We start from the raw sequence: 26,646 nt of genomic DNA, 5'->3' as shown, positions 1-26,646 counted from the left end.
CCCCTATGTAGCGCCTCGCGGCCCCTTGGTCAGGGGGAGATGCGCTCCCCGGTCTCCGCCAGCTCCCGCATCGCCTCCCGCGCCTGGGCCAGCTCGGCCTCGCCCTGGTCCTCCAGCGCCATCAGGCTGTTCTGCGCGCCGCGGGTGGCCCGGATCAGTTCGTCCAGCTTGAGCTGGATCGCCTGGGTATCCCGGTTCTGCGCATTCTGGATCAGGAAGACCATCAGGAAGGTGACGATGGTCGTCCCGGTGTTGATCACCAGCTGCCAGGTATCGGAGAAGCCGAAGACCGGCCCGGTGACGGCCCAGACCACCACCACGGCGACCGCCAGCATGAAGGCCCAGGACCGGCCGGCCTGGCAGGAGGCCCAGTGGGCCGCGCGGGCGAAGAGTTCCGACATGCAGCAGCAACGCCGCCGCAGGCCCGATCGATGCGTTGGCGGTCGATTAAACCGCCGCCACCTCGACTACTCCGCGGCGGCCTGGAAGAACTTGTTCTTCAGCCCCTTCTGGTTCTCGTAGATCGACCCTTGCGCATCCGCCGGCGGCAGGGGCAGCCGTACCGGCACCGGAGCCAGCCGTGGCTCGATGCCGGGCGTGCCCGCCACCATCAGCGCGTCATAGGCCTCGAGCGTGCCGGGGAAGCCGAGCAGCGGCCAGGCATCGGCGGCGCGGAACTGGAACAGCAGCAGCCGGCGTTCCTTGTTCGAGGTATTCGGCGCCGAGCCATGGATCGCCCGGACGTGGTGGACGGTGATCGACCCGGCCTTGCCCGTCAGCGCCACGGCCTTCGCATAGTCGATATCCCCCTTGGTCGGGTCCATCGCGCCGCAGAAGCGGCCCTCGGCATGGTGGTCGTGGACCGGGCCCTTGTGGCTGCCGGGGATGATCAGCAGCGGGCCATTCGCCGGCTCCATGTCGTCCATCATCACGCCGACGGCGGCCAGGTCGTCGTTGGTATGGGGGTAGAAGGCCCAGTCCTGGTGCCATTCCACCGCCGCGCCGAAGCCGGCCGACTTCATGTTCAGCTTGGCCGTGTCGAAGCGGATATCCGGCCCCCAGAGATCCTGCAGCACCGCGACGATCTTCGGGTGGGTCATCAGCGCCGCATAGGCGGGGTCGTGCAGATGCGGCGACTTGATCCGGCGGACCCGCGGCATCGCCGGCGTGTGGCTGTCCTCGAGGTCGTAGATGGCGTCATGCGCCGCGACTTGCCGGGCGCGGTCGACGAAGCCGTCGGTCACCCGCCGCAACTCCGCAAGCTCGGCCGCAGACAGCACATCGGGGACGACGATGGCCCCGACCCGGTCGTATTCCGCCTTCTGGGCTTCCGTGAGCATCTTCTGATTCTCCCTTACCGGTACCAACGCCTGGCGGCGCGCACCGCTTCCCGCAGGCTGTCGGCCGGGCTGGACGCCCCGGTGGCGACGCGGGCGAACATGTCGACCAGCACCCAATTCTCGGCCACCGCCCCGGCCGCGGGGGTGATCGGCCCGCGATAGCCCTCGTAGAAGGGCGTATCCATGGCGCTGCGATAGACCGCCAGCTTGGGGTCCGAGGACCAGACCGCGCTTTCCCCATAGGCCTTCAGCGGCTGCGACCAGTAGCCGAGGCATCCCGTAAGCCAGGGGTCGTACTGATCCGCCTCCATCATGAAGCGGAGGTACTCCTTCGCCGCATTGGGCGCCCGGGTGTAGCGCGGCACCATCCCGGTCAGGGTCAGCGCCGTCTCCGGCGCCTTGGTCGCCAGCCCATAGGGCATCTCGGCATGGTCGGTATCCGCGGCGATGGCATTCTGCGCCGCGTCCTGCGCCGTCTTCAGCGCGTAGTAGACCGAGACGCCGTTCTGGGTCAGCCCGACCTCGCCGCCGATGAAGGCGCGGTTGTTGCTGACGCCGCTCCAGCCCATCGTCCCCGCGATCATCGTCTCCTGCATCGCCCGGGAATACTCGAGCGCCCGGAGCGTCGAGGGCTGGTCGAGGGCGATCTTGCCCTCCTCATCCACCAGCGACCCGCCATGCGACCAGAGCAGCCAATTGGCATAGCCCGGCGCATCCCCCGGCGCATGGCTGAGGGCGAAGCCGCAGGGATGCCCGATCCGCTTCAGCCCCTGGCAGAGCCGCAGGAACTCGTTGAGGTCGTTCGGGATGCGGTCGAACCCCGCCTCCTTCACCCAGGAGGCGCGATAGACCACCGGCCCGGTGGTGCCGCCCATCGGCAGGCCCATCCAGGCCGTGCCCTGCCACTTCCGGCCATAGACCTTCGCCAGGTCGTACCAGCCGCCGTACTTGGCGCCGAGGTAGTCGGCGAGGTCGGTCAGCTCCAGCAGCTTGTCGGCATAGATATGCGCATCGGCGCCGAAGCCGATGATGACATCCGGCCCCTGCCCGGTATTGGCGGCGACCGCGACCTGCACCGGCATGTCCGGCCAGTTCACATAGTCGACCCGCACCTCGATGCCCGTGGCCTCGGTGAAGCGGCGGGTATTGGCGTTGAAGATCGCCTCGTCGGGGTCGATGTACTTGGCCGGGCGCAGCACCCGGAGACGCGCGCCGCGTTCACCGGCGAAGCGCAGCGGCGGCACCTCCGCGATCGGGATCGCCGCCCGGGCCGGCATCGCCGCCGCCGCCATGGCCCCAGCCCCGAGCGCCATGGCTTGGCGCCGTCCGAATATCGGTTGCATGGCCGTCTCCATCCCCGCGGGTGTCTCCCCGCCTGGGGTCGACCCTAGGAGCAAGGGGCTGCCGCCGTCGAGCCCGATCCGGGTATCATCCCGCCAAACGGAGGAAACCCGCATGGATCGCGCCTTGGAAGCCTGGCCCGCCCGCGTCGCCGCGGCGGCCGACCTGCCCCGCTGGGGCCGCCACCTGACCGCCGAGGTCCTGCTGGAGATCGGCCCCCGATCCTGGCTGCTCAGCCTGCACGAGGGCCGGATCGCCACTGTGAAGCCCGGCCCCTTCGTCATGCCCCGCTTCACCCTGGCCCTGCGCATCGAGGCCGAGGGTTTCGCCCGCTTCCTCGCGCCGGTGCCGCAGCCCGGTTGGCACGACCTGCTGGCGCTGCGCCGCCAGGGCGCGCTGCGCATCGAGGGCGACACCACCCTCTTCTTCGCCCACCTGCTGTGGTTCAAGGGCGCCCTCGCCCTGCTCGGCGAGCGCCTCGCGCCCGTGGCCGCCCCCGCCGCCCCCTACGGCGCGGTCAGCGTCGAGCCCATCACCGGGCGCTACCTGCGGATGGACATCGAGGGCCGCCCGCACCGCGTCTATGTCGAGGAAGCCGGTGAGGGCACGCCGCTGCTGCTGCTCCACACCGCCGGCAGCGACGGACGGCAGTGGCGGGACCTGCTGAACGACCCCGACGTCACCCGCCGCTTCCGCTGCATCGCCTTCGACATGCCGCGCCACGGCAAGTCCAGCCCGCCGCCGGGCTGGGAAAGCGAGGAGTACCGCCTGACCACCGTCGGCTATACCGGCCTCGTCATGCGCATGATCGAGGCGCTGCGGCTCGACCGTCCCATCGTCATGGGCTGCTCCATCGGCGGCCGCATCGTGCTGGACCTGGCGGCGGAGCATGCGGGGGCGCTGCGCGGCGTCATCGGCCTGCAGGGCAGCGCCTTCACCGGCAGCTACTACGACCTCTCGGTGCTGCACCACCCGCATATCCATGGCGGCGAGGTCTGCGGCGCCCTGGTCTCCGGCCTGGTCGGCCCCGGCGTGCCGGAGGCGGCGAAGTGGGAAACCCTCTGGCACTACATGCAGGGCGGCCCCGGCATCTTCCGCGGCGACCTGCATTTCTACGCCGAGGAAGGCGACCTCCGCCCCAAGCTGGCGAAGATCGACACGGCGCAATGCCCCGTCGCCCTGCTGACCGGCGAGTTCGACTATTCCTGCCGGCCCGAGGACACGCGGGCCACCGCCGCCGCCATCCCCGGCGCGTCAGCGGTCATCATGCCCGGTCTCGGCCATTTCCCGATGAGCGAGAACTACCCGGCGCTGAAGCCGCACCTGCTGCCGGTGCTGGAGGCGATGGCCGCCCGCGCATGAGGCTGCGCGCGGCGACGGCGGCGGATGTCCCGGCGCTCTTCGCCATCCGCCTCGCGGTCCGGGAGAATGCCATGAGCATGGAGGCGCTGGCGGCCAATGGCGTCACGCCAGCGGCCGTTGCCGGAATGCTGGCCACCACCGCCGCCGGCTGGATCGCCGGCGCGGCGGAGGGCTTCGCCATCGCCGATGCCGAGGACGGCAGTCTCTTCGCCCTCTTCGTCCATCCGGACCACGAGGGCCACGGCCTCGGCCGCGCCCTGCTGCGCCTGGTGGAATCCTGGCTGGCCTCCCAGGGCTGGCGCGAGGCCTGGCTCTTCACCGGCGCCGATCGCCGCCTGCGGGCCCAGGGCTTCTACCGCGCGCATGGCTGGCAAACCGCCGGCTGGGCGCCGGCCGGGGAGGAACGCCTGGTGCGCCGCCTCAGCACGCCGTCGCGTGGCGTTCCTTGACCAGCCGCAGCACCGCCTCCGGGTCCTCCGCCCACCAGCGGCGGGAGAGGATCTCCACCTCGCAGGGCCCGGCATAGCCGGCGGCCTCCGCCATCGCCCGGATCGCCGGGATGTCGATGACGCCGTCCCCCATCATGCCGCGGTCGAAGACCAGGTCGCTGGTCGGCACCAGCCAGTCGCAGGCATGGAAGCCGGCGATCCGCCCCGCGGCGCGTGCCACCTGCCGGGCAAGGTCCGGGTCCCACCAGACGTGATAGACATCGAGCGCGATGCCGACGCCCGCGCCGAATTCGTCGCAGAGGTCGAGTGCCTGGCCCAAAGTCGACAGCACGCTGCGGTCCGCGCAGGTCATCGGATGCAGCGGTTCCAGCGCCAGGGTCACCCCCGCCGCTCGCGCCGCCGGCAGCACTTCGGCCAGCCCGTCGCGGAACATCGCCCGCGCCCCCGGCAAATCCTTCGACCCCGCCGGCAGGCCGCCGCCGAGCACGACGAGGCAGGCCGCGCCCAGCGCATGCGCCTCCTCGATGGCGCGCAAATTGTCCTCGATGGCGGCCTGCCGCCCGGCCGCATCCGCCGCCGGGAACATGCCGCCGCGGCAAAGCCCGGAGACGAAGAGCCCCGCATCGCGGATCCGCCGCGCCGCCTGCGCCACCCCCAGCTCCGCCACCTTGTCCCGCCAGGGCGAGATGCCGGGGATGCCATGCCGCGCGCAGCCCTCGATGCATTGCGCGAGGCTCCAGCGGTCCCGCACCGTGACGGTGTTGAGGGACAGCGGTCCCGGCGCGCTCACGCCACGCCCTGCGTCGCCAGCAGCGACTTCATGCGCGCGACGGCCATCTCCGGGTCGGCCAGCAGCCCCGCCGCATCCGCCAGCCGGAACAGCTCGGACAGATGCTGGATGCTGCGGGTCGATTGCTGCCCGCCCACCATCGTGAAATGCCCCTGGTGCCCGTTCAGCCAGGCCATGAAGACCACGCCGGTCTTGTAGAAGCGGGTCGGCGCCCGGAAGATGTGCCGGCTGAGCGGCACCGTCGGCGCCAGGATGGCGTGGAACTGCGCCAGGTCATCGTGCGACAGCGCCGCAAGCGCGCCGCCCACCGCCGGCGCGATCGGGTCGAAGATGCCGAGCAGCGCATCCGAATGGCCCTGGACATCGCCCGCGATCAGCTCGGCGTAATTGAAGTCGTCGCCGGTGTACATGCGCACGCCGCCGGGCAGGCGCCGCCGCATGGCGATCTCCTTCTCCTTGTCCAGCAGCGAGATCTTCACCCCATCCACCTTGGCGGCGCTGGCCGCGATGACCGCCAGCGCCGTCTCCATGGCCTGGTAGTGGTCGCCGCTGCCCCAGTAGCCATCGAGCGCCGGGTCGAACATCTCCCCCAGCCAATGGATGATGACCGGCTGCGCCACGCCGCCGAGGATGCGGGCATAGACCCGCTCGTAATCCGCCGGCGACCGCGCCGCCTTGGCCAGGGCGCGGGAGGCCATCAGGATGATGCGCCCGCCCATCCGCTCGATCGCCTCGCACTGTTCCTCATAGGCGCGGATCACGTCGTCCACCGTCACCTCCGGCCCCGGCGCCAGATGGTCGGTCCCCGCCCCGCTCGCCATCACTGCGCCCGGCATGTCCTGCATCGCGTCGAGGCTGCGCCGGATCAGTTCCTGCGCCGCCACCCAGTCGAGGCCCATGCCGCGCTGCGCCGTATCCATCGCCTCCGCCACGCCGAGGCCGAGCGACCAGAGGTGCCGGCGGAAGGCGATGGTGCGGTCCCAGTCGACCTTGGCATCCAGCCAGGGGTCCTGCTCCGCCAGCGAATCCGCCACCACATGCGCCGCCGCCAGCGCGACCCGAGGGAATGGCGGCGTCGCCCTGGGAAAGACCCGCGGCGCGCTGGTGGTGAAGGCCTCGATCCGATCGCCCTTCGGCAGGTTGATGACCGGCATGGCTCAGCCCTCCAGCGCCGGGAGGTCGATCCAGCGCCGCTCCCGCCAGCTCCGCAGCCCGGCCTCGGCGAGCTGCACGCCCTTCGCCCCCGCCATCAGGTCCCAGGGGAAGCTGGCGGTCTCGCCGGCGAGGTAGCGGAGGAACATCTCCCACTGCACCCGGAAGCCATTGGGGTAGTCCTGGCTGTTCGGCACCTCCTGCCAGCCGGCGAAGAAGTCGATCGGCTGCGGCACGTCGGGGTTCCAGACCGGCTTCGGCGTGGCGACGCGGCTCTGCGTCCAGCATTTCTGCAGCCCGGCGATGGCGCTGCCATGGGTGCCATCCACCTGGAAGGTCGCCAGGTCGTCCCGCCGCACCCGCGTCACCCAGCTCGAATTGATATGCGCGATAATCTTGTCCCCATTGGCCCCCTTGAGCTGGAAGGTCGCATAGGCCGCATCATCCACATCGGCGGTATAGGGCTTGCCGTCCTCGCCGATGCGCTCGGGGATATGCGTCGCGCCGAGGCAGCTCACCGCCTCCACCGCGCCGAAGAGGTTGTCCAGCACGTAGCGCCAGTGGCAGAGCATATCGAGGATGATGCCGCCGCCCTCGGCCGCCTTGTAGTTCCACGAAGGTCGCTGCGCCGGCTGCAGGTCGCCCTCGAAGACCCAGTAGCCGAACTCGCCCTTCACCGCGCAGATGCGGCCGAGGAAGCCGCTGTCGATCACCAGCTTCAGCTTGCGGAGGCCCGGCAGGAACAGCTTGTCCTGCACCACCCCGTGCTTGATGCCTGCATCCTTGGCCAGCCTGGCCACCCGCAGCGCATCGCCGAGGTTATCCGCCGTCGGCTTCTCGACATAGATATGCTTGCCCGCGGCGATCGCCTGCTCGACCAGCCCGGCCCGGAGCTGCGTCGTCGCCGCATCGAAGAACAGCTCGTCCTTCTGATCCGCCAGGCAGGCATCGAGGTCGGTGCTCACCCGCGCCACGCCATGCGCCGCGGCCAGCGCCTCCAGCTTTGCCCGGTTGCGGCCGACCAGGATGGGGTCGGGCATCAGCCGGTCGGCATTGGCCAGCCGCACCCCGCCGTCGGCGCGGATGGCGGCGATCGACCGGATCAGATGCTGGTTGGTCCCCATGCGGCCGGTCACGCCGTTCATGATGATGCCGATGCGGCGTTCCGCCATTCTTGCCTCCTCCCTGTTGGCGCACCCGGCCCCGCACGAAGTGTTTCACGTGGATCACGCCACCCGCCGGCCAGTGGTAACTGCCTGGTTACTCTGCGCCGGCAGCACCCCGAGTCAAGGTCGGAGATAGCCGAGCACCACCGCCACGCCATGCGCTTCCCGCGCGCGCAGGGCCGCCTCGGTCCCGAGCCCGGCGCCGAAGATGGTCGAGAGGGTATGGATATTCGCCAGGTAGAAATGCCCGAGCGAGAGGATGGTCACGTAGAGCTGCATCGGATCGACGCCCGCGCGGAAGATCCCTGTCGCCACCCCCCGCTCCAGCACCGCCTGGATCTGCTCCAGCAGCGGCGAATACAGCGCCGGCACCTGCGCCGAGCGCTTCAGGTAGGCCGCCCGGTGGATATTCTCCTGGTTCAGCAGCGCCACGAATTCCGGGTGCGCCGCCGTGTAGCGCAGGTTGAACTCCACCAGCCGCTGCATCGCCGCCGCCGGTGGCAGCGCATCCACCTGCAGTGCCCGCTCCTCTGCCCGCTTGGCGGCATAGGCGCCTTCCAGCACCACCAGCCAGAGCTCCTCCTTGCTGCCGAAATGCGCGTAGAGCATCCGCTTGTTGGCGCCGGCCCGCAGCGCGATCTCGTCGACCCGCGCCCCGGCCAGCCCCTTCGCGGCGAACTCGCCCAGCGCCGCATCGAGGATGCGCTGCCGCGTCGCCGCGGCGCGCGGGGATAGCGCAGGACTAGACCCGTCCATGCCCAGCCTCGGGCCCGGCGCCACTCATCGGAAGCGGATCTCCAGCGCCGGCAGGTCGCCGAAACGCACGCTCACCAGATTGCCCGGCCGCGGCGCCAGCATCCCGCTCGCCGTCCCGGTGCTCACCCATTCGCCGGCGCGTAGGAAACTCCCGGCGCGCGGCAGCCGGTTCGCCAGCCAGGCCAGGGCCCGCAGCGGGTGCCCCATCACCTCGGCCCCGGAGCCGCGCCGCCGCACCATCCCATCCACCGCGACGTCCACCGGCATCGCCGCCAGGTCGCCGCCGATGATCTCCGGCCCGAGCACGTAGCGCCCGTTGCCGCTGCCATCCGCCAGCACGGCGGTGAAATGCGGCAGCGCCGCAGCGGGAAAGCGGCACTCCGCCACCTCTACGCCGGCATGGACCGCCGCCACTGCGCCGGCCACCTCCGCCTCGGTCCAGGGCGCGTCGCGCGGCGGCAGGTCGGCCGCCAGCCGGACGAAAAACTCGGCCTCCACGATCGGGTCCAGCAGCGCCGCATGATCGAAGACGGCCGGCGCCATCACCAACGGCGCGAAGCTGCGGCCGAAGATCGGCTCCGGCATCCGCAGCCGCGCCCGCATCACCTCCGTCGTCCCGGCGATCTTCCAGCCAAGCGGCGCCCAGCCCAGCCGCCCGGCCACCTCGGCGGCGACGGCATAGGCCGCATCCGCATCCGCCGGGACCAGCGCCTCGGGCACCGCCGCCACCTGCCGCCCCTCCTGCCGGGCGGCGACCAGGATATCCGCCAGGGAGCTGAAGGTGCTCATGCCGCCAGTGCCTTGGCCAGGATCCCGGCCGGCAGGTCCTCGTCGGTATCCGCCAGCGGGTCCCGTGGCAGCACCCGGTGCCGCAGCACCAGCCGCGCCAGCGCCCGCCGGTCCGCATCGCCCAGCCGCTCGCCTTCCCAGGCCATCGCCGCGGCGCTGGTCACGTGATACAGCGCGCTCGCCGCCTGCCGGGCGAGGGCCGGATTCTCCTGCGCCCGCAAGGCCAGCGCCGCCGCCCGGTCGAAGGCCGGCAGCGCCTCCGGCAAGGCCGCGCCATTGCCCAGCAGCCCATGCACATGCGCCCGCAGCACCGGCAGGGATCCCTCCCGCTGCGCCGCCCGCAGCACGTCGAGGGCCACGATGTTGCTGGTGCCTTCCCAGATGCTGCCGAGGTGGCTGTCCCGCACCAGCCGGGGGTCGGCCCATTCCTCGATGTAGCCGCAGCCGCCGCGCACCTCCATCGCATCGCCCGTCACCCGCCGCGCATCGCGGCAGGCGCGGAACTTCAGCAGCGGCGTCAGGATGCGCAGCAGGGCATAGGCGCCCGCCTCCCCGGCGTCGCTGCGCCGCAGCGCCTCGGCGACCTGGAAGACCATGCTGCGCGCCTGCTCCATCGGCAGCACCAGCTTGCCGAGCTGCCGCCGCATCAGCGGCATCTCCACCAGCGTCCGGCCGAAGGCGACGCGCCGCCGCGCGACATACATCGCCTCCGTCACCGCCCGCCGCATCAGCCCCGCCGCGCGCATCCCGTTCGACAGGCGGGAGGCATTGACCATATCCGCCATCTGCTTGAACCCCGCCTCCGGCTCCCCCACCAGGAAGGCCATCGCCCCCTCCAGCCGGATCTCGCCCGAGGCCATGGAGCGCGTCCCCAGCTTCTCCTTCAGCCGGACGATCCGATAGGCATTCGGCGTCCCATCCGGCCGCTCCCGCGGCAGCAGGAAGAGCGAGACGCCGCGCAGCCCCGCCGGCCCCCCGGCGCGGCGCGCCAGCACCAGCGCCATCCCCGCATCGGCATTGCTGCAGAACCACTTGTCCCCGCTCAGCGCCCAGCTGCCATCCTCGCGCGGCTCGGCCAGCACCGCGGTGGCCGAGATGTCGGAGCCCGCCCCCTGCTCGGTCATGAACATCGCGCCCTGGCGCAGCGCATCGAGGTCGGTCTCGATCAGCCCTGGCAGGTAGCGCGCGACCAGCTCGGGGTCGCCGAAGCGCCGCAGGGTGCGGGCCAGCGCATCGGTCATCGACAGCGGGCAGCAGAGGCCGAACTCCGCCTGCACGAACAGATAGCTGAGTGCGTATTTCGCCGCCGGCGGCATCGGCCGCGGCCAGCCCAGCACGCCGCCCCGGTGCGACATCGCCGCCAGCCCGAATTCGGCGAAGGCCACCCGCTCCAGCTCCCGGTAGGCCGGGTGGTAGTCGATGGCCTGGGCATCCTCGCCGCGCCGGTTGCGATGCACCAGCACCGGCCCGTTCCGGTCGGCGATCCCGGCCAGCGCATCCAGCCGGCCCCCCGCCAGCGCCCCCATCCGGTCGAGGTGCGGCGCCAGATGCGCCAGCAGGTCGGCCGGCAGATAGAGGCCGAGCAGCGGCGCCAGCCAGGGATCGGCCCGGTAGAGGTTCAGCCCCTGGCTGTCGGGAACGGCGGCGGCCCCGGTCGGGGCATGCAGGCTCGGCAGGATGTCCATGGCCGCAGCATGCCGCGCCTCGCCCGTGCCAGGCTAGTGCCGAGGCCCGCGCAAGGTCGTTGCGATCCGCCCGCCCGGGCCTCTAGGCTCGGCGCCAAGCCAGCGGAGGAAACCAATGCCAGCGACCCGTCGTGCCCTGCTGGGCACCGGCCTGATCGGCGCCGCCCTGGCCGCCCCGGCTCTCGCCCAGGGCATCGAACGCTACCCGGATCCCGCCATCCAGGTGCTCGACCCCAGCTTCGGCCGCTACCGGCTGCTGCTCGCCGCGGTCGAGCGGCTCTGGACCGGCGCCCGCTGGTCCGAGGGACCCGCCTGGTTCGGCGACCAGCGCTGCCTCATCTGGTCGGACATCCCCAACAACCGCCTGCTCCGCTGGAGCGAGGCCACCGGCCAGGTGGATACCTTCCGCGCCCCGGCCAACAACAGCAACGGCAACACGAGGGACCGCCAGGGGCGCCTCATCACCTGCGAGCACCTGACCCGCCGCGTCACCCGCACCGAGCCCGACGGCAGCATCACCGTCATCGCCGACCGCTTCGACGGCAAGCCGCTGAACAGCCCGAACGACGTGGTGGTGACCTCCGACGGCGCCATCTGGTTCACCGATCCGCCCTTCGGCGTGCTCGGCTTCTACGAGGGCGAGCGGGCCGAGCCGGAGCTGCCCACCAACATCTACCGGGTCGACGGCCGCACCGGCCAGGTCGCGGTCGCCAGCGGCGAGATCAACCGCCCCAACGGCCTCGCCTTCAGCCCGGACGAGCGGAAGCTCTACGTCGTCGAGGCCGCCGCCCTCCCCCGCGTCATCCGGGTCTTCGACGTCGATGCCGGCAGCGGCCGGCTGTCCAACAACCGCATCTTCCACCAGGCCAAGGATGGCGAGACGCCGGACGGCTTCCGCGTCGACGTGGACGGCAACCTCTGGTGCGGCTGGGGCATGGGGACGGAGGCGCTGGACGGCGTCCGCATCCTGAACCGGGACGGCGCGCCGATCGGCCATATCCGCCTGCCGGAACGCTGCGCCAACCTCGCCTTCGGCGGCCGCCATCGCAACCGCCTGTTCATGCCGGCCAGCAAGTCGCTCTACGCCCTCTACGTGAACACCCAGGGCGTGGCCGGGGGCTGAACCAACCAGGATCCAGGGAGAAGCATCATGACCATCGCCGCCGTCATCCGCGAGAAGGGCCGCAACGTCGTCTCCGTCGCCCCGGAGGCGAGCATCATGGAGATCGCCACCATCATCTCCTCCCGCCGGATCGGCGCGGTGATGGTGCTGGCCGACCACGGCGGTCTCGCCGGCATCGTCAGCGAACGGGACGTGGTCAAGGCGCTGGCGAAGGAGGGCGCCAAGGCGCTCGAGCTCACCGCCAGCGACCTGATGACCCGCCAGGTCACGACCGTGACCATGCAGACCTCGATCGACCATGCGATGGAGATCATGGACGCCGGCTACTTCCGCCACCTGCCGGTGATGGACGGCGGCGAGCTGGCCGGCATCGTCAGCATCCGTGACCTGGTGAAGCACCGCATCACCATGCACCAGCGCGACCTGGAACTGCTGAAGGCCGCGGTGCGGCGCCCCGGCTAGACGCTGCCGCCCCGCCCCGGCAGGATCACGCCCATCACCTGGGGGCAGACACACCATGACCGACCGCTGGCAGCCGAGCGAGCGCTACCCCGACCCGTCCATCGTCGCGCTCGACCCCTCCTTCAGGCAGTACCACCTGGCGCTCTCGGCGGTGGAGCGGCTCTGGACCGGCTCCCGCTGGGGCGAGGGCCCGGTCTGGCTCGGCGACACCCGCTGCCTGTTGTGGTCCGACATCCCGAACAACCGCGTGCTGAAATGGGACGAGACCACCGGCGCCGTCAGCGAATGGCAGAAGCCCTCGAACAACGCCAATGGCCATACCCGGGACCGCCAGGGCCGCATCATCGCCTGCGAGCACGCCGGCCGGCGCATCCTGCGCTTCGAGTACGACGGCAGCACCACGGTGCTGGCCGACAGCTACCAGGGCAAGCGGCTCAACAGCCCGAACGACGTCATCTGCAAGAGCGACGGGTCCATCTGGTTCACCGACCCGCCCTTCGGCACCTACGCCTTCTACGAGGGCATCAAGCTCGAGGCCGAGCTGCCGCATACCAACGTCTACCGCATCGATGGCCAGACCGGCGCCCTCACCTGCGTCGCCGATGACGTCGACCACCCGAACGGCCTCGCCTTCAGCCCCGACGAGAGCATTCTCTACATCATCGAGAGCCGCAGCAGCCCGCGCAACATCCTCGCCTTCGACTGCGCCGGCACGACGCTGTCCAACCGCCGCGTCTTCTACGAATGCGGCCCGAGCGAAACGCCGGACGGCTTCCGCGTCGACATCGACGGCAACCTCTGGTGCGGCTGGGGCATGACGCCGGAGCTCGACGGCGTCCGCGTCATCAACAAGGCGGGCCTTCCCATCGGCCACATCCACCTGCCGGAACGCTGCGCCAACCTCACCTTCGGCGGCCGCCACCGCAACCGGCTGTTCATGTCGGCGGCGCAGTCGCTGTTCGCGCTCTACGTCAATACGCAGGGAGTGGCGGGGGGCTAGTCCCCTCACCTTCCGGCCAGCCGTCACGCTCCTTCAGCATCTGCACCGGCACCTGCAGGCACAGGCTCTGGGCCGGCAGCACATCCCGCCAATCGGCGATCAGCTTCTTGTAGGCTGAGCCGACCCGGCGGATCTTGCGGTCGAGGTCGAACAGGCCGAGGTGGTTCGCCCGGCCATTCCTCTCCCGCAGCGCGGTGTCCCAATCCATCTGGTCGGTCAGCGAATACCAGGTGAAGCCGACCACCGGCATGCCGTCGTTGCGGACGCGCAGCACGTTGGCCCATTGCTTCCACAGCCACTGCACGGATTCCGTCCCCGTCGGCCCTTCGACCAGGTTGGTCTCGGTATGCATCACCGGCAGGCGGTAGCGGTCGTGGTACTGCCGGGTGATGGTCGCATAGCCGAAGATCTCCCCCGCCGCCCGCGTATTGCCGTCGGCCGAGACCAGATGCTCGTTGGTGACGTAGTAGTCGTTGCCCATGATGCACCAGCGCTTCAGCCGGTGGCTCATGAAGAAGCGGTACTCCTCCCGCGTCATGCCGTTGTCGAGCAGGTAGTCGTACATCTCGGAATCGACGCGCCGGCCGTAGTTCAAGTCCAGCGACAGGAAGCGCTCGGCGTTGCGGATCTCGGCCGGGCCGATGGCGGCCGGGCTGTCGGCGTGGAAATACTCCGAGGATTCGCTCTGGATGAAGATCGCATCCGGCCGCACCTCGAGGATCGCCTCCATCGCCAGGACATTGGCCTTGGCCAGGTGCTTCAGCGCGGTGACGAAGCCGCGGTCGGAGGCCATCTGCTCGTTCCACCAGCCGTAGCGGGCGCTGAACAGCGCCGTGACGTACATCTCGTTGACCGGCGTATAGAGCTGCACCCAAGGGAAGCGCGCCGCGAAGGCGCGGGCGTAGGCGGCGAACAATGCGGGGAAGGCCGGGTTCTGAAAATCGCCGATCCAGTCGGGCACGCCGAAGTGGCAGAGATCGACGATCGGCACGATCTGCAGCCGCCGCAGCTCGGCGAAGGCCAGATCGGCGTATTCCCAATCATGCCGCCCATCGGCCAGCAGCGTCCGGTGCAGCGGCGGCCCGATGCGCAAGAAGCCGCAGCCGATTTCCGCCACCAGGGCGAAATCTTCCTTCCAGCGGGCGTAGTGCCCGCATTCCTCCATCTGGTCGCGCCGCACCCGCCCCCCGTCGATGGTCGGGTTGCTGTTCTCGATCCCGGTGGCGAACATGAAATAGGTCACGCCACCGCAACGCCGGACCGCGGCCGCAGTTCAGGCCGGGATCGTCACCGTCAGCGACAGCAGGCGGAAGCTCTGCGTCTTGCCATGGCCGTCGAGGTTGAGGCTGCCGTTCACCCCGCCCTCCAGCACGTCGTCGATCACGAAGTTGAAGGCCTGCAATTCCGGCAGGTCGTAGCGGGTGCAGCGCGTCGCCCCCCGGTGCGCGAACAGCGCCAGCACCCGCGCCTCCGTCACCTGCGCGGCCAGCAGCGGATAGAGCGCCGCATCATAGGGGATCAGCGAGATGTTGCTGCGGTTGCCCTTGTCGCCGGCGCGGGCATGCGCGACCGCGTGCAGCGGCACTTCCCGGGTCTCGCTCATCCCACCATCTCCCTTGCGCTGCGGACCATCACGCTGGTCGGCACCCGCTCCCGCAGCACCAGGTAGCTGCGGGTCAGGATGCGCGGCGTCAGCCGCCAGCGCGCCCCGCCGGTCCCCGCCGTGCCGCAGCAGAGCATCGCCAGCACCTCCCGCGCCGCCTGGTCGACGTTGTCGCGGTCGGCCCCCTCGGCCGCCAGCCGGATCCGCACCTCCGGCGGTTCCGGCCCCTCATAGCCGCGCCAGAGCGCGCCGTCGTCGCTGTCCAGCACGCTGGCCACGCCGATCAGGTCGACCCGCGCACGGACGCCGAGCTGGCGCATCTCCAGCCGCCGCAGCAGCACATCGGCCGTCGCCCTGGCGCGGGCCAGCGCATTCGGCCCGGCGACGGAGACCTCGCCCTCGCCCAGCCAGCTTCCCTCGAAGCTCGCCGTCACCTTCAGCGTCTCCGGCCGCGGATGCCCGCGCAGCCCGTGGATCGCCACGCGATCCTTGCCCAGCTGCTCGACATGGCAGCCGGAAATATCCAGCACCACATCCGGCGTGATGTAGTGCGCGGGGTCGTGCAACTCGTAGAGCAGCTGCTCCTTGATCGTCCGCAGGTCGACGATCCCGCCGGTGTCCTCCGGCTTGGTGATGATGAGCCCACCCTCCGCCGTCACCTCGGCGATGGGGAAGCCGATATTCGCCGGGTCCGGGATGTCCTTGAAGCCCGGGTCCCAGAAGACGCCGCCCGTCACCTGGCTGCCGCATTCCAGCAGGTGGCCGCAGGCCGCGCCGACCGCCAGCTTCTCCCAATCCTCGAAGGACCAGCCGAAGTGGTGCACCAGCGGCGCGATCGCCAGCGCCGGGTCCGAGGTCCGCCCGGCGACCACCACGTCGGCGCCGAGCCGCAGCGCCTCCACCAGCGGCTCCGCGCCGATATAGGCATTGGCTGCGACCAGCCGCGCCGACTTGGTGTCGATGCTGCCATCCGCCTCATGCACCGGCAGCTGGTCCAGCGCGATGCTGCCCATCACGTCGTCGCCGCCCACGACCGCAATTTTCAGATCCGGCAGCCCCAGCCGCAGCGCCAGCCGCGCCACCAGCCGCGCCGCCGCCGGCGGGTTGGCCGCGCCGAAATTGCCGAGGATCGGGATGCGCGCCCGGAAGCAATCCGCCAGGATCGGCTCCAGCAGCCGCTCCAGCATCGGCTCGTAGCCCAGCTCCGGGTCGCGCCGGCGCTCGAGCTGCGCCAGCGCCACGGTGCGCTCGCCCAGCGTCTCGAAGAACATCGCCGCCGGCAGCCCGCGCGCCATCAGGCTGCGCACCACCGGGATCGGCGCATCGACCCGGTCGCCGGAGAAGCCGCCGCCGTTGCCCACCAGGAAAGTCATCCGTTGCTCCTCGTGCCATGCACGGCATCGCTGCGGGTGCGGCGCACCGCATCCAGCCAGCCATCGTGCCGCCGTGTCGCCTCGCTCGCCGCCATCCGCGGCAGGAAGCGCCGTTCCAGCCGCCAATGCGTGCTGGCCGCGCCGGGGCCGGGGAACATCCCCGCCTGGAACCCGGCCAGCCAGGCCGCGCCCAGCGCCGTCGTCTCCATCACGCTCGGCCGGTCGACCGGCGCGCCCAGCACGTCGGCCAGGAATTGCATCGTCCAGTCGCTGGCGACCATGCCGCCATCGACCCGCAGCACCATCTGGCCCATGTCCGGGCAATCCGCCCGCATCGCATCCAGCAGGTCGCGCGTCTGGAAGGCGACGCTCTCCAGCGCGGCGCGGGCGATCTCGGCGCGGCCGCTGTTGCGGGTGAGGCCGAAGATCGCCGCCCGCGCCTCGGCATCCCACCAGGGCGCGCCGAGCCCGACGAAGGCCGGCACGAGATAGACCTGCTGCGCCGGATCGGCCTGGGCCGCCAGCGCCCCCGTCTCCGCCGCGGTACCGATGATGCCGAGCCCGTCCCGCAGCCACTGCACCGCCGCGCCGGCGATGAAGATCGCGCCCTCCAGCGCATAGGTCCGCTTGCCGCCGAGCTGCCAGGCGATGGTCGTCAGCAGCCGGTGCTTGGAGAAGACCGGCACGTCGCCGGTATTCAGAAGCGCGAAGCACCCCGTGCCATAGGTGGATTTCAGCATCCCCGGCGCGAAGCAGGCCTGCCCCAGCGTCGCCGCCTGCTGGTCCCCCGCCATGCCGCGGATCGGCACCGGCGCGCCGAGGATCTCCGGCTCGGTCATGCCGAACTCCGCCGCGCAATCCCGCACCTCCGGCAGGATCGCCGCGGGGATGTCGAACAGCCGCAGCAGCTCCGGGTCCCAGGCGCCGCGGGTGATGTCGAACAGCAGCGTCCGCGCCGCATTGGTCGCGTCCGTCGCATGCACCCGGCCGCCGGTCAGCCGCCACAGCAGGAAGCAATCCACCGTCCCGAAGGCCAGCTCCCCGCGTTCGGCCTGGGCCCGCGCGCCCGGCACCCGGTCCAGCAGCCAGGCCAGCTTTGTGGCGGAGAAATAGGGGTCCGCCAGCAGACCGGTCCGGGCCGAGATCAGCGCCTCCTGCCCGGTCTCGCGCAGCGTGGCGCAGGCCTCCGCCGTCCGCCGGTCCTGCCAGACGATGGCCCGGTGCACCGCCCGGCCGCTGGCGCGCTCCCAGAGCACCACCGTCTCCCGCTGGTTGGTGATGCCGATGCCGGCGACCTGCCGCGCCTCCACCCCCGCGGATCCCATCGCCCCCCGCAGCACCGTGAGCGCACCCTGCCAGATATCCTCCGGCTCATGCTCCACCCAGCCGGGGCTGGGGAAATGCTGCGGCAATTCCTGCTGCGCCGTGGCGATCGGCAGCAGTTCCGGCCCGAAGACGATGGCGCGCGTGGAGGTGGTGCCCTGATCGAGGGCCAGCAGGACGTTTCCCATGACCGGAGCCTCCCCCTCGACAAGCGCCCTGGCAAGGGCATCCTGGGGCGGATCGCAACCAGGATGCCCGCATGCCCATCATCAACCGCATCGCCGATTTCGCCCCCGAGATGACCGAGTGGCGCCAGGACCTCCACCGCCACCCGGAACTGGGCTTCGAGGAGCGCCGCACCAGCGACTTCGTCGCCGCCAGGCTGGCGGAATGGGGCATCGAGGTACATCGCGGCATCGCCGCCACCGGCCTGGTCGGCGTGCTGCGGAACGGCAGCGGCGGCGCCAGCATCGGCCTCCGCGCCGACATGGACTGCCTGGCGATGGAGGAGATGACCGGCGCCCCGCACGCCTCCACGGTGCCCGGCCGCATGCATGCCTGCGGCCACGACGGCCATACCGCCACCCTGCTCGGCGCCGCGAAATACCTCGCCGAGACCCGCCGCTTCGACGGCACGGTGAACTTCATCTTCCAGCCGGCGGAGGAAGGCGGCGGCGGCGGCCGCGTCATGGTCGAGGAAGGCCTGTTCGAGCGCTTCCCCTGCGACCAGGTCTACGGCATCCACAACGACCCGAGCCTGCCGCTCGGCGAATGCTCGGCGGTGGCGGGGCCGGTGCTGGCGGCGTCCGACGGCATCGCCATCACCATCCGCGGCATCGGCGGCCATGCCGCCAAGCCGCACCTCGCCATCGACCCGGTGATGGTCGGCGCCCATGTGCTGGTCGCGCTGCAGGCCCTCGTCGCCCGCCGCATCGACCCGCTGCACAGCGCGGTGCTCAGCATCACCCAGTTCCACGCCGGCACCGCCGGCAACGTCATCCCCGAATTCGCCGAGCTGAAGGGTACCGTCCGCACCCTGCTGCCCGAGGTGCGGGACCAGATGGAACGCCTCATCGCCCAGGTCGCCACCAATACGGCCGCTGCGCACGAAGCCACCGCCGAGGTGACCTACACCCGCCGCTACCCGCCGACGGTGAACCACCCGGAGGAAGCCGCCCGGGCCGCCCGCGCCGCCGCCCGGGTGATGGGCGAGGCCCGCGTCCACACCGACCGCCCGCCGGTGATGGGCGCCGAGGACTTCAGCTTCATGCTGAACGCCCGCCCCGGCGCCTTCGTCTTCATGGGCCAGAAGGGCGCCGACAAGGGCGGCGTGCCGGTGCACCACCCGAAATACGACTTCAACGACGACATGCTGCCGGTCGGCGCCAGCTACTTCGCGGCGCTGGTCGAGCAGGAGATGCCGCGCGGCTAGGAAGGTCGGGGGAGAAGGTATTCTCCCCCGAGCCCCCTCATCTATTTATCAGCTTTCAGCAGCGCCAGGGCGGCGAGCAGCATCGCTTCGTACTTCGCCTTGGCGGCCGCGGTGCTCTCCGGCGTCCAGGCCCAGAAGCCCTGGCCGGTCTTGGGGCCGAGCTTGCCTTCGGCCACCAGCTTGCGCAGCGTCGGTCCGGGGGAATCCCGCGTGCTCAGGCTCGGGTAGATGGTGGTCGCCGCGGCGAGCTGCGTCTCCAGCCCGGCCAGCTCCTTCTGCAGGATCGGCCCCGCCCCCATCAAGCGCATGCCGAAGGTGTAGCGGACCGCCTTGTCCACATCCTCCGCGCTCGCCAGCCCCTCGTCGATCGCGTTGAAGGCCTCCCGCACCATCGCATGCTGGATGCGGTTGGCGAGGAACCCCGGCACGTCCCGCGCCACCCGGATCGCGACGCGGCCCAGGCTTTCCATGATCTCGGCCAGCCGGTCGCACACGGCAGGGTCGGTATGCTCGCCCCGCACCACCTCGACGCCGGGCACCAGATGCGCGGGGAGGAAGAAATGCAGGTTCGCCATCCGCTCCCGCGTCGCGCAGCCCTCGCTGATATCGGTGATGCGGAAGCCCGAGGCATTGCTGGCGATCGGCACCCCCGCCGGCACCATCGTATCGAGCGCGGCGAAGACCGCCCGCTTCATCTCCAGCCGCTCCGGCACCGCCTCGACCACCACGGCGACGTCGCCGAAGCCGACGTCCTCGAGCGAGGCCACCAGGTCCAGCGCCTCCACCCGGGCGGCCCCGGCGCCGAGCTGCGACAGCGAGGCCGCGACGCGGTCCAGCCGCGCCGGCCAGCTCGCCCGGTCCGGCTCCACCGCCGTCACCCGCCAGCCACCCGCGAGGAAGATCGCCGCGATATCGCAGCCCATCAGCCCGAAGCCGATCACCGCCGCCTTGCTCGGCACCGCCTGGCCCGCCGGTCCGGATGTTTCGCCTGCCATGATCCGCCCTCTCCCGTGGTTCGGCCGGCAGGTTACGCTCCCGGCGCGGTCGGCGGCACCCCTTGGGCTTCGGCCGCGAGGCGCGCTACAAGCCTTCCCACCCTGTCTGGAGGATTATCCGCATGCGGCGTCGGGCCCTGCTTCTCACGCTGCCGCTGGCCGCGCCTTTCGTCGCTTCCGCGGCCTGGGCGCAGAACCGCCAGGGGCCGCCGCATGAATGGGTCTTCGGGTCCTGGACCGGCGGCCTCTACCCGCCGAACGACTGGGACAGCCCGGCCTGCTTCGGCAGCCCCACCGTCATCTTCACCCGCGACCTGGTGATGCGGGCGACGTCGCTCGACACCGCCTATCGCCAGCGAACCATCGAGACCGTGGCGCTGCAGCCCGATGGCCTCGAGTTCCGCTTCACCCCGCTGCAGCCCCTCCAGGGCCCGCTCGGCGCCCGCATGCCGCCCGATGCCGGCTTCGGCTGCGGCGGCAATCCCAACATGCTGCGGGTCGAACGCCGCGGCCCGGACGAGATCGTCTTCCCCGGCTGCAACGAATTCTCCTCGCCGCTGCGGCGCTGCACGAAGGTCTAGGCGCCGATGCGCATCGCCCTGATCCACGCCCTCCGCCATTCCCCGCCGCCGATCGAGGCCGCCTTCGCCCGCGCCTGGCCGGAGGCGGTGCTGATGAACCTGCTGGACGACAGCCTCTCTGCCGATCTCGCGCGGCAGGGCGCGCTCGACCAGGCGATGACCGAGCGCTTCCTCACCCTCTCGCGCTATGCCGTGGGCACCGGGGCGCAGGGCATCCTCTTCACCTGCTCCGCCTTCGGCCCCTGCATCGACGCGGTGGCTGCGGAACAGGCGGGGATGCCGGTGCTGAAGCCGAACGAGGCGATGATCGACGAGGCCGTGGCCGAGGCCCGCCGCCTCGCCCCGGCCGGGCGCCGCCCGCGCATCGGCCTGCTCGCCAGCTTCCAGCCGACGCTCGACACCATGCCGGCCGAATTCCCGGATGACGTGGAGGTGGTCTGCCAGCTCGCCACCGGCTCGCTCGCCGCGCTCGATGCCGGCGATGCGGCGGAGCACGACCGCCTCGCCGGCGTCGCCGCCCGGTCCCTGGCGAAGTGCGACGTGGTCGCCGTCGCCCAGTTCAGCCTCGCCCGCGTGGCGCCGATGGTGGAGGCCACGACCGCCCGCCCGGTCTTCACCACGCCGGACAGCGCGGTGCGCAGGCTGAAGGCGCTGCTGGCGCGGTAGCGCCGCCGAGGCCTCCCGGATTGACGCGGCCCGGCGGCGCCCCGAGGCTGCGGCGAACCAGGAAGGAAAGCGCCATGTACCGGATCGACGTGCTGATCCAGGGCTATCCCGGCAAGTCGCTCTGCCACGGCGGCCTGGGCTGGAGCACCATCGCCCTGCTGCGCGGCCATGACCGCACCATCCTCATCGACGTCGGCGCCTTCGCCGTCCGCCCCGAATTCGGCAAGCAGCTCGCCGCCGCCGGCGTCGCGCCGGAGGCGGTCACCGACGTGGTCCTCACCCATGCCCATTGGGACCACTCGGTGAACTACACGCTCTTCCCCAATGCCGCCGTTTGGATCGGCAGGGTCGAGATGGACTGGGCCACCGGCGTCCCCGCCGGCTTCAACCCGCTGCCCGAGCTCTACGTCGCCGACCTGGCGAGGCACCCGAAGCTGCACCTGCTGGAAGACGGCGAGCAGTTCCTCGATGGCTTCACCGCGCATCTCTGCCCCGGCCATACCCCGGGCTGCCTGGTCTACCGGCTCGAGGGCAACGACTTCCCCGTGGTGTTCAGCGGCGATGCCGCGAAGAACCGTGCCGAGATGCTCTCGCTGGCGACCGACATGACCATGGATGCCGCCGCCAGCCGCGCCAGCCTCGACCGCATCTGGTCCTTGTGGCGGCAGGTGCCGGGCACCCTGCTCATCCCCGGCCACGACCTGACCATGCGGCTCGATGACGCGGGGCGGCCCGAGTTCATCGGCCAGCGCCGCGCCGGCATCAAGGCGTGGTTCTCCGAGGACCTCGAGGTCTGCCAGGAATTCGACATCACCGAGCCGCGCTTCTGAATGGCGCCAAGGGCCACGCCGCCGTCGCGCGCCTGGATCCGGCTGCCCTCCGGCCGCCGGCTCGACCTGCTCTCCCCCACCGCCTTCGACTGGTCGGAGGAGGACCTCGCCATCGGCCTGTCCCGCACCTTCCGCTGGGGCGGCCATTCCATCTGGCCCGGCGCGCCGCTCTCGGTCGCGCAGCATTCGCTGGCGGTGCTGGCGCTGCGGCGCGGGCGCGGCCCGCTGAGCGCGGACCAGGCACGGCGGGAGCTGCTGCATGACGCCGAGGAAGGCCTCATCAACTTCGACTGCATCTCGCCGCTGAAGCCCTTCCTCGGCCCCGGCTTCGCCGCGCTGCAATCCCGCCTGCAGGAGGTCGTCGCGCTCCGCTACGGCCTGCCGCCCTGGACCGCGGCGGAGAAGCGCGCCCACAAGGCCTGCGACATCGCCATGGCCGCGGCCGAGGCGGTGCATGTCGCCGGCTGGACCCGGGACGAGGTGCGCGGGACCCTCGGCATCCGCGCCGGCGTCATGGAGCAGGACCCGCTGGTCCCGGTCTATGGCGGCGAGGCCTGGCGCCCCTGGCCGCCGGAGCTGGCCGCCGAACGATTCCTGGCGGCGCTGGCGCTGAGCTCGGTCTAGGCTGCCTCCGCAACGGAGGAGGATGGCATGACCCCTGACGCGATCCTGCAGCTCGGCCTGGGCTTCTGGGGATCGAAGGCGCTGCTGAGCGCGGTCGAGCTCGGCCTCTTCACCATGCTCGAGGAGGCCGGGCCGCAGGAGGCCGCGGCCATCGGCGCGCGTTGCGGGCTGCATCCGCGCGCACTGCGCGACTTCCTCGATGCGCTGGTGGCGCTGCGCATGCTCGGCCGCGACGCCGAAGGCCGCTACGCCAATACGCCGGAGGGCGCCGCCTTCCTGGTGCGCGGCCGCCCCGGCTATGTCGGCGGCCTGCTGGAGATGGCGAATGCCCGGCTCTACCCCTTCTGGGGCCGGCTGACCGAGGCGCTGCGCAGCGGCCGGCCGCAGAACGAGGCGCGCGACGGCGGCCCCGATCCCTTCCAGGCGATCTATGCCGATCCCGATGTGCTCGCCGGCTTCCTCGGCGCGATGACGGGGGTGAGCCGCCCGAATGCCGCCGCCATCGCCCGCGCCTTCCCCTGGGCGGGGCGGCGGACGGTCGCCGACATCGGCTGCGCCCAGGGCGGGTGTCTGGCCGAGATCCTGCGGGCGCATCCGCACCTGACCGGCATCGGCTTCGACCTGCCGCCGGTCCAGCCGGTGTTCGAGGCCTTCGCGCGGGAGCAGCGACTCGAGGACCGCATGCGCTTCATCCCCGGCGACTTCTTCGCCCAGCCCATGCCGGGCGCCGAGGTGCTGGTCATGGGCCATGTCCTGCACGACTGGGACGCGGCGCAGAAGCTGGAGCTGCTGCGCCGCGCCCATGCCGCCCTGCCCGCGGGCGGCGCCCTGGTCGTCTATGACGGGATGATCGACGACGACAGGCGGGAGAACGCCTTCGGCCTGCTGATGAGCCTCAACATGCTGATCGAGACGCCCGGCGGCTTCGACTACACCGGCGCCGACTGCAGAGGTTGGATGCTGCAGGCCGGCTTCCGCGAGGCCCGGGTGGAGCCCTTGCAGGGGCCCTATTCGATGGCCATCGGCATCAAATAGCGCCGAACGCGGATCGTCCGGCAAAAACAGTGGACAATCCGCAGCTTAGGCTGGAATCTTGAAGCTTCGTTCCAGCACTCTCGGACAGGACGCCGCACGCCATGATGGCGGGCTCCCATGTTGCCCTGGGCGCCGCCGCCTGGATGGCTGCCGCGCCCCATTTCGGCCAGCCGGCGCTGGCGCCGCTGGCCCTGGGGCTGGCGGCGCTCGGCGGGCTGCTGCCCGATGTGGACCACCCGAAATCCTGGGTGGGCAAGCGGCTGCGGCCGGTCTCCGACCTGGTGGCGGGCGTCTTCGGGCACCGCGGCATCACCCATTCCCTGCTGGCCGTGGTCGGCTGCTGGTGGCTGCTGCGGCACCATGCGGTGCCGGCGGAATTCGCCGCCCCGGTGGTGGTCGGCTACCTCAGCCACCTCGCCGGCGACCTGCTGACGCCGGGCGGGCTGCGCCTCTCCTGGCCCTTCAAGGGCACCTGGGCGCTGCCGGTCTGCCGCACCGGCTCGGCCTTCGAGCCGCTGGTGGTGGCCCTGCTGATCGCCGCCGCCCTGGCCACCGTGCCGGACCGGCCGGACCCGCGGGCGGCGCTGGAGAAGCTCGGCTTCTGCTGGCAGTGCGAGGCGCTGCCGCTGCCGCCGGCGCGCCCGCCGCGGCCGCCGAAGCGCAACCTGGCGGACCAGTCGCCGCGCGGCGCCCGCGGATAATCCGGCCCGGCCCCTTGGCCTGGGACGCCGGAGGCGCTTGGATGCGGCCAAGAAATTTCGGGAGTTGAAACCGCATGTCCGCCTCCGTCTCCAGCAGCGGCTCCGCCGCAGTGTCCATCAGCGGCAACCGCTTCGTCATCGTCGGCGGGGCCAGCCTGGTCGGCTCCGCCACCGCCGCGGAGCTGCTGGACCATGGCGCATCCGAAGTGGTGCTCTTCGATAATTTCGCCTTCGGCTCGGAAGCCGCCATCGCCCATCTGAAGGACCACCCGCGCCTCAAGCTGGTGCGCGGCGACGTCATGCGCATGGCCGACCTGCTGCGGGTGACCGAGGGCGCGGCCGGCGTGCTGCAGCTCGCCGCCTACATGACCCTGTCGATGGACCGCGACCCCTGGGGCGGGCTCGACGTGAACATCCGCGGCGTGCAGAACGCGCTCGAGGCCTGCCGCGCCAACAAGGTGGCGAAGGTGGTCTTCGCCTCCTCCAACGCCACCTACGGCTACGGCCCCGGCGTGTCCGGCGAGCTGGTGGAGAGCACGCCCTTCCACAGCGTGGGCGCGCCGCCGGCCGCGATATTATACGGCGCCAGCAAGATCATCGGCGAGCAGCTCTGCCGCGACGCCTACCGCAAGTGGGGCCAGGACTATGTCGTGCTGCGCTATTCGACCGTGTACGGCGAACGCCAGCACTACCGCGCCGCCAATGCGCTCTACATCATCGAGACCATCGACCGGGTGAAGCGCGGCGAGGCGCCGCAGGTCTTCGGCGACGGCTCCGAGACCAAGCATTTCGTCTATGTCGGCGACCTCGCGCGGGCCAACCGCATGGCCTTCGAGAGTGCGGCGACCGATGTCGCGGTGAATACCTCCGGCCCGGCGCCGGTGACCACCCTGCAGCTGGTCGAGCTGGTGACCGAGCTGGCCGGCGGCGGCGCCAAGCCGGAGTTCGTCGGCAGCGACGGCAAGGTGCGGCTGACCTCCGGCGGCGCCTTCCGCATCGCGCATGAGGCGGCGAAGGATGCCATCGGCTGGGCGCCGGAAGTCGACATGCGCGAGGGCCTGCGCCGGCTGATCGAATGGCGCGACGGCAACGAGGGGAAGGGCGCATGAGCACCTCCCGTCGCACGCTGCTGGGTGCGGCGCTGGCAGCACCCGCCTTCGCCCCGGCGCTGGCGCAGACCGCGCGCTTCCCCGACCGTCCCATCGAGATCCTGGTCGGCTTCAGCGCCGGCGGCGGCACCGACCTCGATGCCCGCACCTATGGCCGGGCGCTGGAGCAGAAGCTCGGCGGCACCGTCGTCATCACCAACCGCACCGGCGCGGGCGGCGAGCTTGCATTGGGCGCCACCGCGCGCGCCAAGCCGGATGGCCATACGCTGGGCACCACGAATTTCCCCGGCCTGCTCACCATCCCGATCGAACGGACGGCGCAGTTCAAGCTGGATAGCTTCGCCCCCATCGCCAACCTCGTGACCGACCCGAGCGCCATCACCGCCCATGCCGACAGCAAGTACAGGACGCTGAAGGACGTGATCGACGCGGCGCGGGCGGCACCCGACACGATCACCTTCGCCTCGCCGGGCATCGGCACCGACGACCACCTGCAATTGGTGCTGCTGCAGGAACTCACCGGCGTGCGGCTGACGCATGTGGTCTTCGCCGGCGATCCGCAATTGCGCACGGCGGTGCTGAGCCGCCAGGTCGACCTCATGGGCCTCAACCTCGGCGCCGTCACCGCGACGCCGGACGGCTTCCGCATCCTGGCCCAGGGCGGAGCCAGCCGCAGCCGCTTCGGCCGCGACATCCCGACGCTGAAGGAGCTCGGCTATCCGGTGGAGATGGCCTCCGAGCGCGGGGTGGTGGCGCCGGCGGGGGTACCGGCCGGCATCCTCGGCAAGCTGCGCGAGGTGACGGAGGAGATCGCCCGCGACCCCGAATTCGTCAAGGCGCTGGAATCCCGCTTCACCGAGCCGGCCTACGAGCCGGGCGAGGCCTGGTTCACCCGGCTGCGGCGGCAGGAGGCGGATTACCGCGGGCTGTGGCAGCGCACGCCCTGGGTGAACAGGTAG

28 protein-coding genes are annotated in these 26,646 nt (G+C 71.2%); 14 read left to right on the top strand and 14 right to left on the bottom strand.

Features of this window, described 5'->3' with window-relative positions; genetic code table 11:
- Positions 1–29: 29 nt before the first annotated feature.
- The 3 genes from QWZ14_RS14755 to QWZ14_RS14745 all read right to left on the bottom strand — a co-directional run bounded on the left by QWZ14_RS14755 (position 30) and on the right by QWZ14_RS14745 (position 2,683).
- The gene (locus QWZ14_RS14755) at positions 30–401 is read right to left on the bottom strand and encodes a low affinity iron permease family protein (protein WP_290317477.1); all 372 of its coding nucleotides are present in this window, start codon (positions 399–401) and stop codon (positions 30–32) included.
- Positions 402–467: 66 nt separating this feature from the next.
- Positions 468–1,340 (bottom strand): phytanoyl-CoA dioxygenase family protein, encoded by an 873-nt coding sequence (locus QWZ14_RS14750; protein ID WP_290317476.1) that lies wholly within the window; start codon positions 1,338–1,340, stop codon positions 468–470.
- 14 nt (positions 1,341–1,354) lie between these two features.
- Entirely contained in the window at positions 1,355–2,683 is a 1,329-nt protein-coding gene (locus tag QWZ14_RS14745) for an ABC transporter substrate-binding protein (protein WP_290317475.1), read from the bottom strand.
- Positions 2,684–2,795: 112 nt separating this feature from the next.
- Between QWZ14_RS14745 and QWZ14_RS14740 the strand changes: the two genes are divergently transcribed.
- Positions 2,796–4,043, top strand: coding sequence for an alpha/beta fold hydrolase (locus tag QWZ14_RS14740; protein WP_290317474.1), 1,248 nt, complete (start codon positions 2,796–2,798; stop codon positions 4,041–4,043).
- Positions 4,040–4,492, top strand: a complete 453-nt coding sequence (locus tag QWZ14_RS14735) for a GNAT family N-acetyltransferase (RefSeq protein WP_290317473.1) — start codon at positions 4,040–4,042, stop codon at positions 4,490–4,492. The genes QWZ14_RS14740 and QWZ14_RS14735 overlap by 4 nt, the downstream gene beginning before the upstream one ends.
- On the opposite strand, the gene QWZ14_RS14730 is transcribed toward QWZ14_RS14735, so the two are convergent.
- The 6 genes from QWZ14_RS14730 to QWZ14_RS14705 all read right to left on the bottom strand — a co-directional run bounded on the left by QWZ14_RS14730 (position 4,464) and on the right by QWZ14_RS14705 (position 10,830).
- Entirely contained in the window at positions 4,464–5,282 is an 819-nt protein-coding gene (locus QWZ14_RS14730; RefSeq protein WP_290317472.1) for a sugar phosphate isomerase/epimerase family protein, read from the bottom strand. The genes QWZ14_RS14735 and QWZ14_RS14730 overlap by 29 nt on opposite strands.
- The gene (locus tag QWZ14_RS14725) at positions 5,279–6,436 is read right to left on the bottom strand and encodes a dihydrodipicolinate synthase family protein (RefSeq protein ID WP_290317471.1); all 1,158 of its coding nucleotides are present in this window, start codon (positions 6,434–6,436) and stop codon (positions 5,279–5,281) included. Before QWZ14_RS14725 ends, QWZ14_RS14730 begins: the two co-directional genes overlap by 4 nt.
- A gap of 3 nt (positions 6,437–6,439) precedes the next feature.
- Positions 6,440–7,606, bottom strand: a complete 1,167-nt coding sequence (locus QWZ14_RS14720) for a Gfo/Idh/MocA family protein (RefSeq protein WP_290317470.1) — start codon at positions 7,604–7,606, stop codon at positions 6,440–6,442.
- 114 nt (positions 7,607–7,720) lie between these two features.
- Entirely contained in the window at positions 7,721–8,356 is a 636-nt protein-coding gene (locus QWZ14_RS14715) for a TetR/AcrR family transcriptional regulator (protein ID WP_290317469.1), read from the bottom strand.
- Between the two features lie 24 nt (positions 8,357–8,380).
- Positions 8,381–9,145 (bottom strand): 2-keto-4-pentenoate hydratase, encoded by a 765-nt coding sequence (locus QWZ14_RS14710; RefSeq protein ID WP_290317468.1) that lies wholly within the window; start codon positions 9,143–9,145, stop codon positions 8,381–8,383.
- Complete coding sequence (locus QWZ14_RS14705) at positions 9,142–10,830, bottom strand: acyl-CoA dehydrogenase family protein (protein WP_290317467.1); 1,689 nt, start codon at positions 10,828–10,830, stop codon at positions 9,142–9,144. The genes QWZ14_RS14710 and QWZ14_RS14705 overlap by 4 nt, the downstream gene beginning before the upstream one ends.
- 115 nt (positions 10,831–10,945) lie before the next feature.
- On the opposite strand from QWZ14_RS14705, the gene QWZ14_RS14700 reads away from it, so the two are divergent.
- From QWZ14_RS14700 to QWZ14_RS14690, 3 genes are read left to right on the top strand one after another with little or no spacing between them, the layout of a single operon-like run.
- Complete coding sequence (locus tag QWZ14_RS14700; protein ID WP_290317466.1) at positions 10,946–11,953, top strand: SMP-30/gluconolactonase/LRE family protein; 1,008 nt, start codon at positions 10,946–10,948, stop codon at positions 11,951–11,953.
- 27 nt (positions 11,954–11,980) lie between these two features.
- Positions 11,981–12,415 carry a CBS domain-containing protein gene (locus tag QWZ14_RS14695; RefSeq protein WP_290317465.1) on the top strand — a complete coding sequence of 145 codons (435 nt, stop codon included), beginning with the start codon at positions 11,981–11,983 and terminating at the stop codon, positions 12,413–12,415.
- Between the two features lie 55 nt (positions 12,416–12,470).
- A complete protein-coding gene (locus QWZ14_RS14690) occupies positions 12,471–13,415 on the top strand; it encodes an SMP-30/gluconolactonase/LRE family protein (RefSeq protein ID WP_290317464.1) in 945 nt (314 codons plus the stop codon).
- Here the strand turns inward: QWZ14_RS14690 and QWZ14_RS14685 are convergent.
- The 4 genes from QWZ14_RS14685 to glpK are packed head-to-tail and all read right to left on the bottom strand — an operon-like array spanning position 13,387 to position 17,902.
- Positions 13,387–14,658 carry a family 1 glycosylhydrolase gene (locus QWZ14_RS14685; protein WP_290317463.1) on the bottom strand — a complete coding sequence of 424 codons (1,272 nt, stop codon included), beginning with the start codon at positions 14,656–14,658 and terminating at the stop codon, positions 13,387–13,389. The genes QWZ14_RS14690 and QWZ14_RS14685 overlap by 29 nt on opposite strands.
- A 30-nt stretch (positions 14,659–14,688) precedes the next feature.
- Positions 14,689–15,018 carry an AtuA-related protein gene (locus tag QWZ14_RS14680; RefSeq protein WP_290317462.1) on the bottom strand — a complete coding sequence of 110 codons (330 nt, stop codon included), beginning with the start codon at positions 15,016–15,018 and terminating at the stop codon, positions 14,689–14,691.
- Positions 15,015–16,391, bottom strand: a complete 1,377-nt coding sequence (locus QWZ14_RS14675) for an acyclic terpene utilization AtuA family protein (protein WP_290317461.1) — start codon at positions 16,389–16,391, stop codon at positions 15,015–15,017. Before QWZ14_RS14675 ends, QWZ14_RS14680 begins: the two co-directional genes overlap by 4 nt.
- Positions 16,388–17,902, bottom strand: a complete 1,515-nt coding sequence (gene glpK, locus QWZ14_RS14670; RefSeq protein ID WP_290317460.1) for a glycerol kinase GlpK — start codon at positions 17,900–17,902, stop codon at positions 16,388–16,390. Before glpK ends, QWZ14_RS14675 begins: the two co-directional genes overlap by 4 nt.
- A gap of 71 nt (positions 17,903–17,973) precedes the next feature.
- Between glpK and QWZ14_RS14665 the strand changes: the two genes are divergently transcribed.
- Complete coding sequence (locus tag QWZ14_RS14665; protein ID WP_290317459.1) at positions 17,974–19,146, top strand: M20 aminoacylase family protein; 1,173 nt, start codon at positions 17,974–17,976, stop codon at positions 19,144–19,146.
- A 41-nt stretch (positions 19,147–19,187) separates the two neighbouring features.
- Here the strand turns inward: QWZ14_RS14665 and QWZ14_RS14660 are convergent, their stop codons facing one another.
- On the bottom strand, positions 19,188–20,141 hold the full coding sequence (locus QWZ14_RS14660) for a 3-hydroxyacyl-CoA dehydrogenase family protein (RefSeq protein ID WP_290317458.1): 954 nt from the start codon (positions 20,139–20,141) through the stop codon (positions 19,188–19,190).
- 122 nt (positions 20,142–20,263) lie between these two features.
- On the opposite strand from QWZ14_RS14660, the gene QWZ14_RS14655 reads away from it, so the two are divergent.
- The 8 genes from QWZ14_RS14655 (at position 20,264) to QWZ14_RS14620 (ending at position 26,646) form a co-directional block, all read left to right on the top strand.
- Positions 20,264–20,722 (top strand): hypothetical protein, encoded by a 459-nt coding sequence (locus QWZ14_RS14655; protein WP_290317457.1) that lies wholly within the window; start codon positions 20,264–20,266, stop codon positions 20,720–20,722.
- Between the two features lie 6 nt (positions 20,723–20,728).
- Positions 20,729–21,388 (top strand): arylsulfatase, encoded by a 660-nt coding sequence (locus tag QWZ14_RS14650; protein WP_290317456.1) that lies wholly within the window; start codon positions 20,729–20,731, stop codon positions 21,386–21,388.
- Between the two features lie 74 nt (positions 21,389–21,462).
- Positions 21,463–22,218 (top strand): MBL fold metallo-hydrolase, encoded by a 756-nt coding sequence (locus QWZ14_RS14645; protein WP_290317455.1) that lies wholly within the window; start codon positions 21,463–21,465, stop codon positions 22,216–22,218.
- Positions 22,219–22,842, top strand: a complete 624-nt coding sequence (locus tag QWZ14_RS14640) for an HD family hydrolase (protein ID WP_290317454.1) — start codon at positions 22,219–22,221, stop codon at positions 22,840–22,842.
- 27 nt (positions 22,843–22,869) lie between these two features.
- Positions 22,870–23,877 carry a methyltransferase gene (locus QWZ14_RS14635; RefSeq protein ID WP_290317453.1) on the top strand — a complete coding sequence of 336 codons (1,008 nt, stop codon included), beginning with the start codon at positions 22,870–22,872 and terminating at the stop codon, positions 23,875–23,877.
- 101 nt (positions 23,878–23,978) lie between these two features.
- Positions 23,979–24,578, top strand: coding sequence for a metal-dependent hydrolase (locus tag QWZ14_RS14630; RefSeq protein ID WP_290317452.1), 600 nt, complete (start codon positions 23,979–23,981; stop codon positions 24,576–24,578).
- Positions 24,579–24,652: 74 nt separating this feature from the next.
- Entirely contained in the window at positions 24,653–25,687 is a 1,035-nt protein-coding gene (locus QWZ14_RS14625) for an NAD-dependent epimerase/dehydratase family protein (protein ID WP_290317451.1), read from the top strand.
- Complete coding sequence (locus tag QWZ14_RS14620; protein WP_290317450.1) at positions 25,684–26,646, top strand: tripartite tricarboxylate transporter substrate binding protein; 963 nt, start codon at positions 25,684–25,686, stop codon at positions 26,644–26,646. Before QWZ14_RS14625 ends, QWZ14_RS14620 begins: the two co-directional genes overlap by 4 nt.

This window comes from Paeniroseomonas aquatica (assembly GCF_030409335.1).
GTDB lineage: Bacteria > Pseudomonadota > Alphaproteobacteria > Acetobacterales > Acetobacteraceae > Belnapia > Belnapia aquatica.
The sequence above is the reverse complement of the archived record's forward strand: the minus strand, read 5'-3'. Positions and strand labels throughout refer to the sequence as shown.

Coding starts and splice junctions, on each gene's coding strand:
- QWZ14_RS14710 (WP_290317468.1), bottom strand. CDS start 9,145: ATGAGCACCTTCAGCTCCCTGGCGGATATCCTGGTCGCCGCCCGGCAG.
- QWZ14_RS14630 (WP_290317452.1), top strand. CDS start 23,979: ATGATGGCGGGCTCCCATGTTGCCCTGGGCGCCGCCGCCTGGATGGCT.
- QWZ14_RS14700 (WP_290317466.1), top strand. CDS start 10,946: ATGCCAGCGACCCGTCGTGCCCTGCTGGGCACCGGCCTGATCGGCGCC.
- QWZ14_RS14745 (WP_290317475.1), bottom strand. CDS start 2,683: ATGCAACCGATATTCGGACGGCGCCAAGCCATGGCGCTCGGGGCTGGG.
- QWZ14_RS14665 (WP_290317459.1), top strand. CDS start 17,974: ATGCCCATCATCAACCGCATCGCCGATTTCGCCCCCGAGATGACCGAG.
- QWZ14_RS14675 (WP_290317461.1), bottom strand. CDS start 16,391: ATGACTTTCCTGGTGGGCAACGGCGGCGGCTTCTCCGGCGACCGGGTC.
- QWZ14_RS14645 (WP_290317455.1), top strand. CDS start 21,463: ATGTACCGGATCGACGTGCTGATCCAGGGCTATCCCGGCAAGTCGCTC.
- QWZ14_RS14750 (WP_290317476.1), bottom strand. CDS start 1,340: ATGCTCACGGAAGCCCAGAAGGCGGAATACGACCGGGTCGGGGCCATC.
- QWZ14_RS14620 (WP_290317450.1), top strand. CDS start 25,684: ATGAGCACCTCCCGTCGCACGCTGCTGGGTGCGGCGCTGGCAGCACCC.
- QWZ14_RS14705 (WP_290317467.1), bottom strand. CDS start 10,830: ATGGACATCCTGCCGAGCCTGCATGCCCCGACCGGGGCCGCCGCCGTT.
- QWZ14_RS14650 (WP_290317456.1), top strand. CDS start 20,729: ATGCGCATCGCCCTGATCCACGCCCTCCGCCATTCCCCGCCGCCGATC.
- QWZ14_RS14715 (WP_290317469.1), bottom strand. CDS start 8,356: ATGGACGGGTCTAGTCCTGCGCTATCCCCGCGCGCCGCGGCGACGCGG.
- glpK (WP_290317460.1), bottom strand. CDS start 17,902: ATGGGAAACGTCCTGCTGGCCCTCGATCAGGGCACCACCTCCACGCGC.
- QWZ14_RS14720 (WP_290317470.1), bottom strand. CDS start 7,606: ATGGCGGAACGCCGCATCGGCATCATCATGAACGGCGTGACCGGCCGC.
- QWZ14_RS14655 (WP_290317457.1), top strand. CDS start 20,264: ATGCGGCGTCGGGCCCTGCTTCTCACGCTGCCGCTGGCCGCGCCTTTC.
- QWZ14_RS14695 (WP_290317465.1), top strand. CDS start 11,981: ATGACCATCGCCGCCGTCATCCGCGAGAAGGGCCGCAACGTCGTCTCC.
- QWZ14_RS14660 (WP_290317458.1), bottom strand. CDS start 20,141: ATGGCAGGCGAAACATCCGGACCGGCGGGCCAGGCGGTGCCGAGCAAG.
- QWZ14_RS14740 (WP_290317474.1), top strand. CDS start 2,796: ATGGATCGCGCCTTGGAAGCCTGGCCCGCCCGCGTCGCCGCGGCGGCC.
- QWZ14_RS14725 (WP_290317471.1), bottom strand. CDS start 6,436: ATGCCGGTCATCAACCTGCCGAAGGGCGATCGGATCGAGGCCTTCACC.
- QWZ14_RS14640 (WP_290317454.1), top strand. CDS start 22,219: ATGGCGCCAAGGGCCACGCCGCCGTCGCGCGCCTGGATCCGGCTGCCC.
- QWZ14_RS14635 (WP_290317453.1), top strand. CDS start 22,870: ATGACCCCTGACGCGATCCTGCAGCTCGGCCTGGGCTTCTGGGGATCG.
- QWZ14_RS14755 (WP_290317477.1), bottom strand. CDS start 401: ATGTCGGAACTCTTCGCCCGCGCGGCCCACTGGGCCTCCTGCCAGGCC.
- QWZ14_RS14680 (WP_290317462.1), bottom strand. CDS start 15,018: ATGAGCGAGACCCGGGAAGTGCCGCTGCACGCGGTCGCGCATGCCCGC.
- QWZ14_RS14735 (WP_290317473.1), top strand. CDS start 4,040: ATGAGGCTGCGCGCGGCGACGGCGGCGGATGTCCCGGCGCTCTTCGCC.
- QWZ14_RS14690 (WP_290317464.1), top strand. CDS start 12,471: ATGACCGACCGCTGGCAGCCGAGCGAGCGCTACCCCGACCCGTCCATC.
- QWZ14_RS14625 (WP_290317451.1), top strand. CDS start 24,653: ATGTCCGCCTCCGTCTCCAGCAGCGGCTCCGCCGCAGTGTCCATCAGC.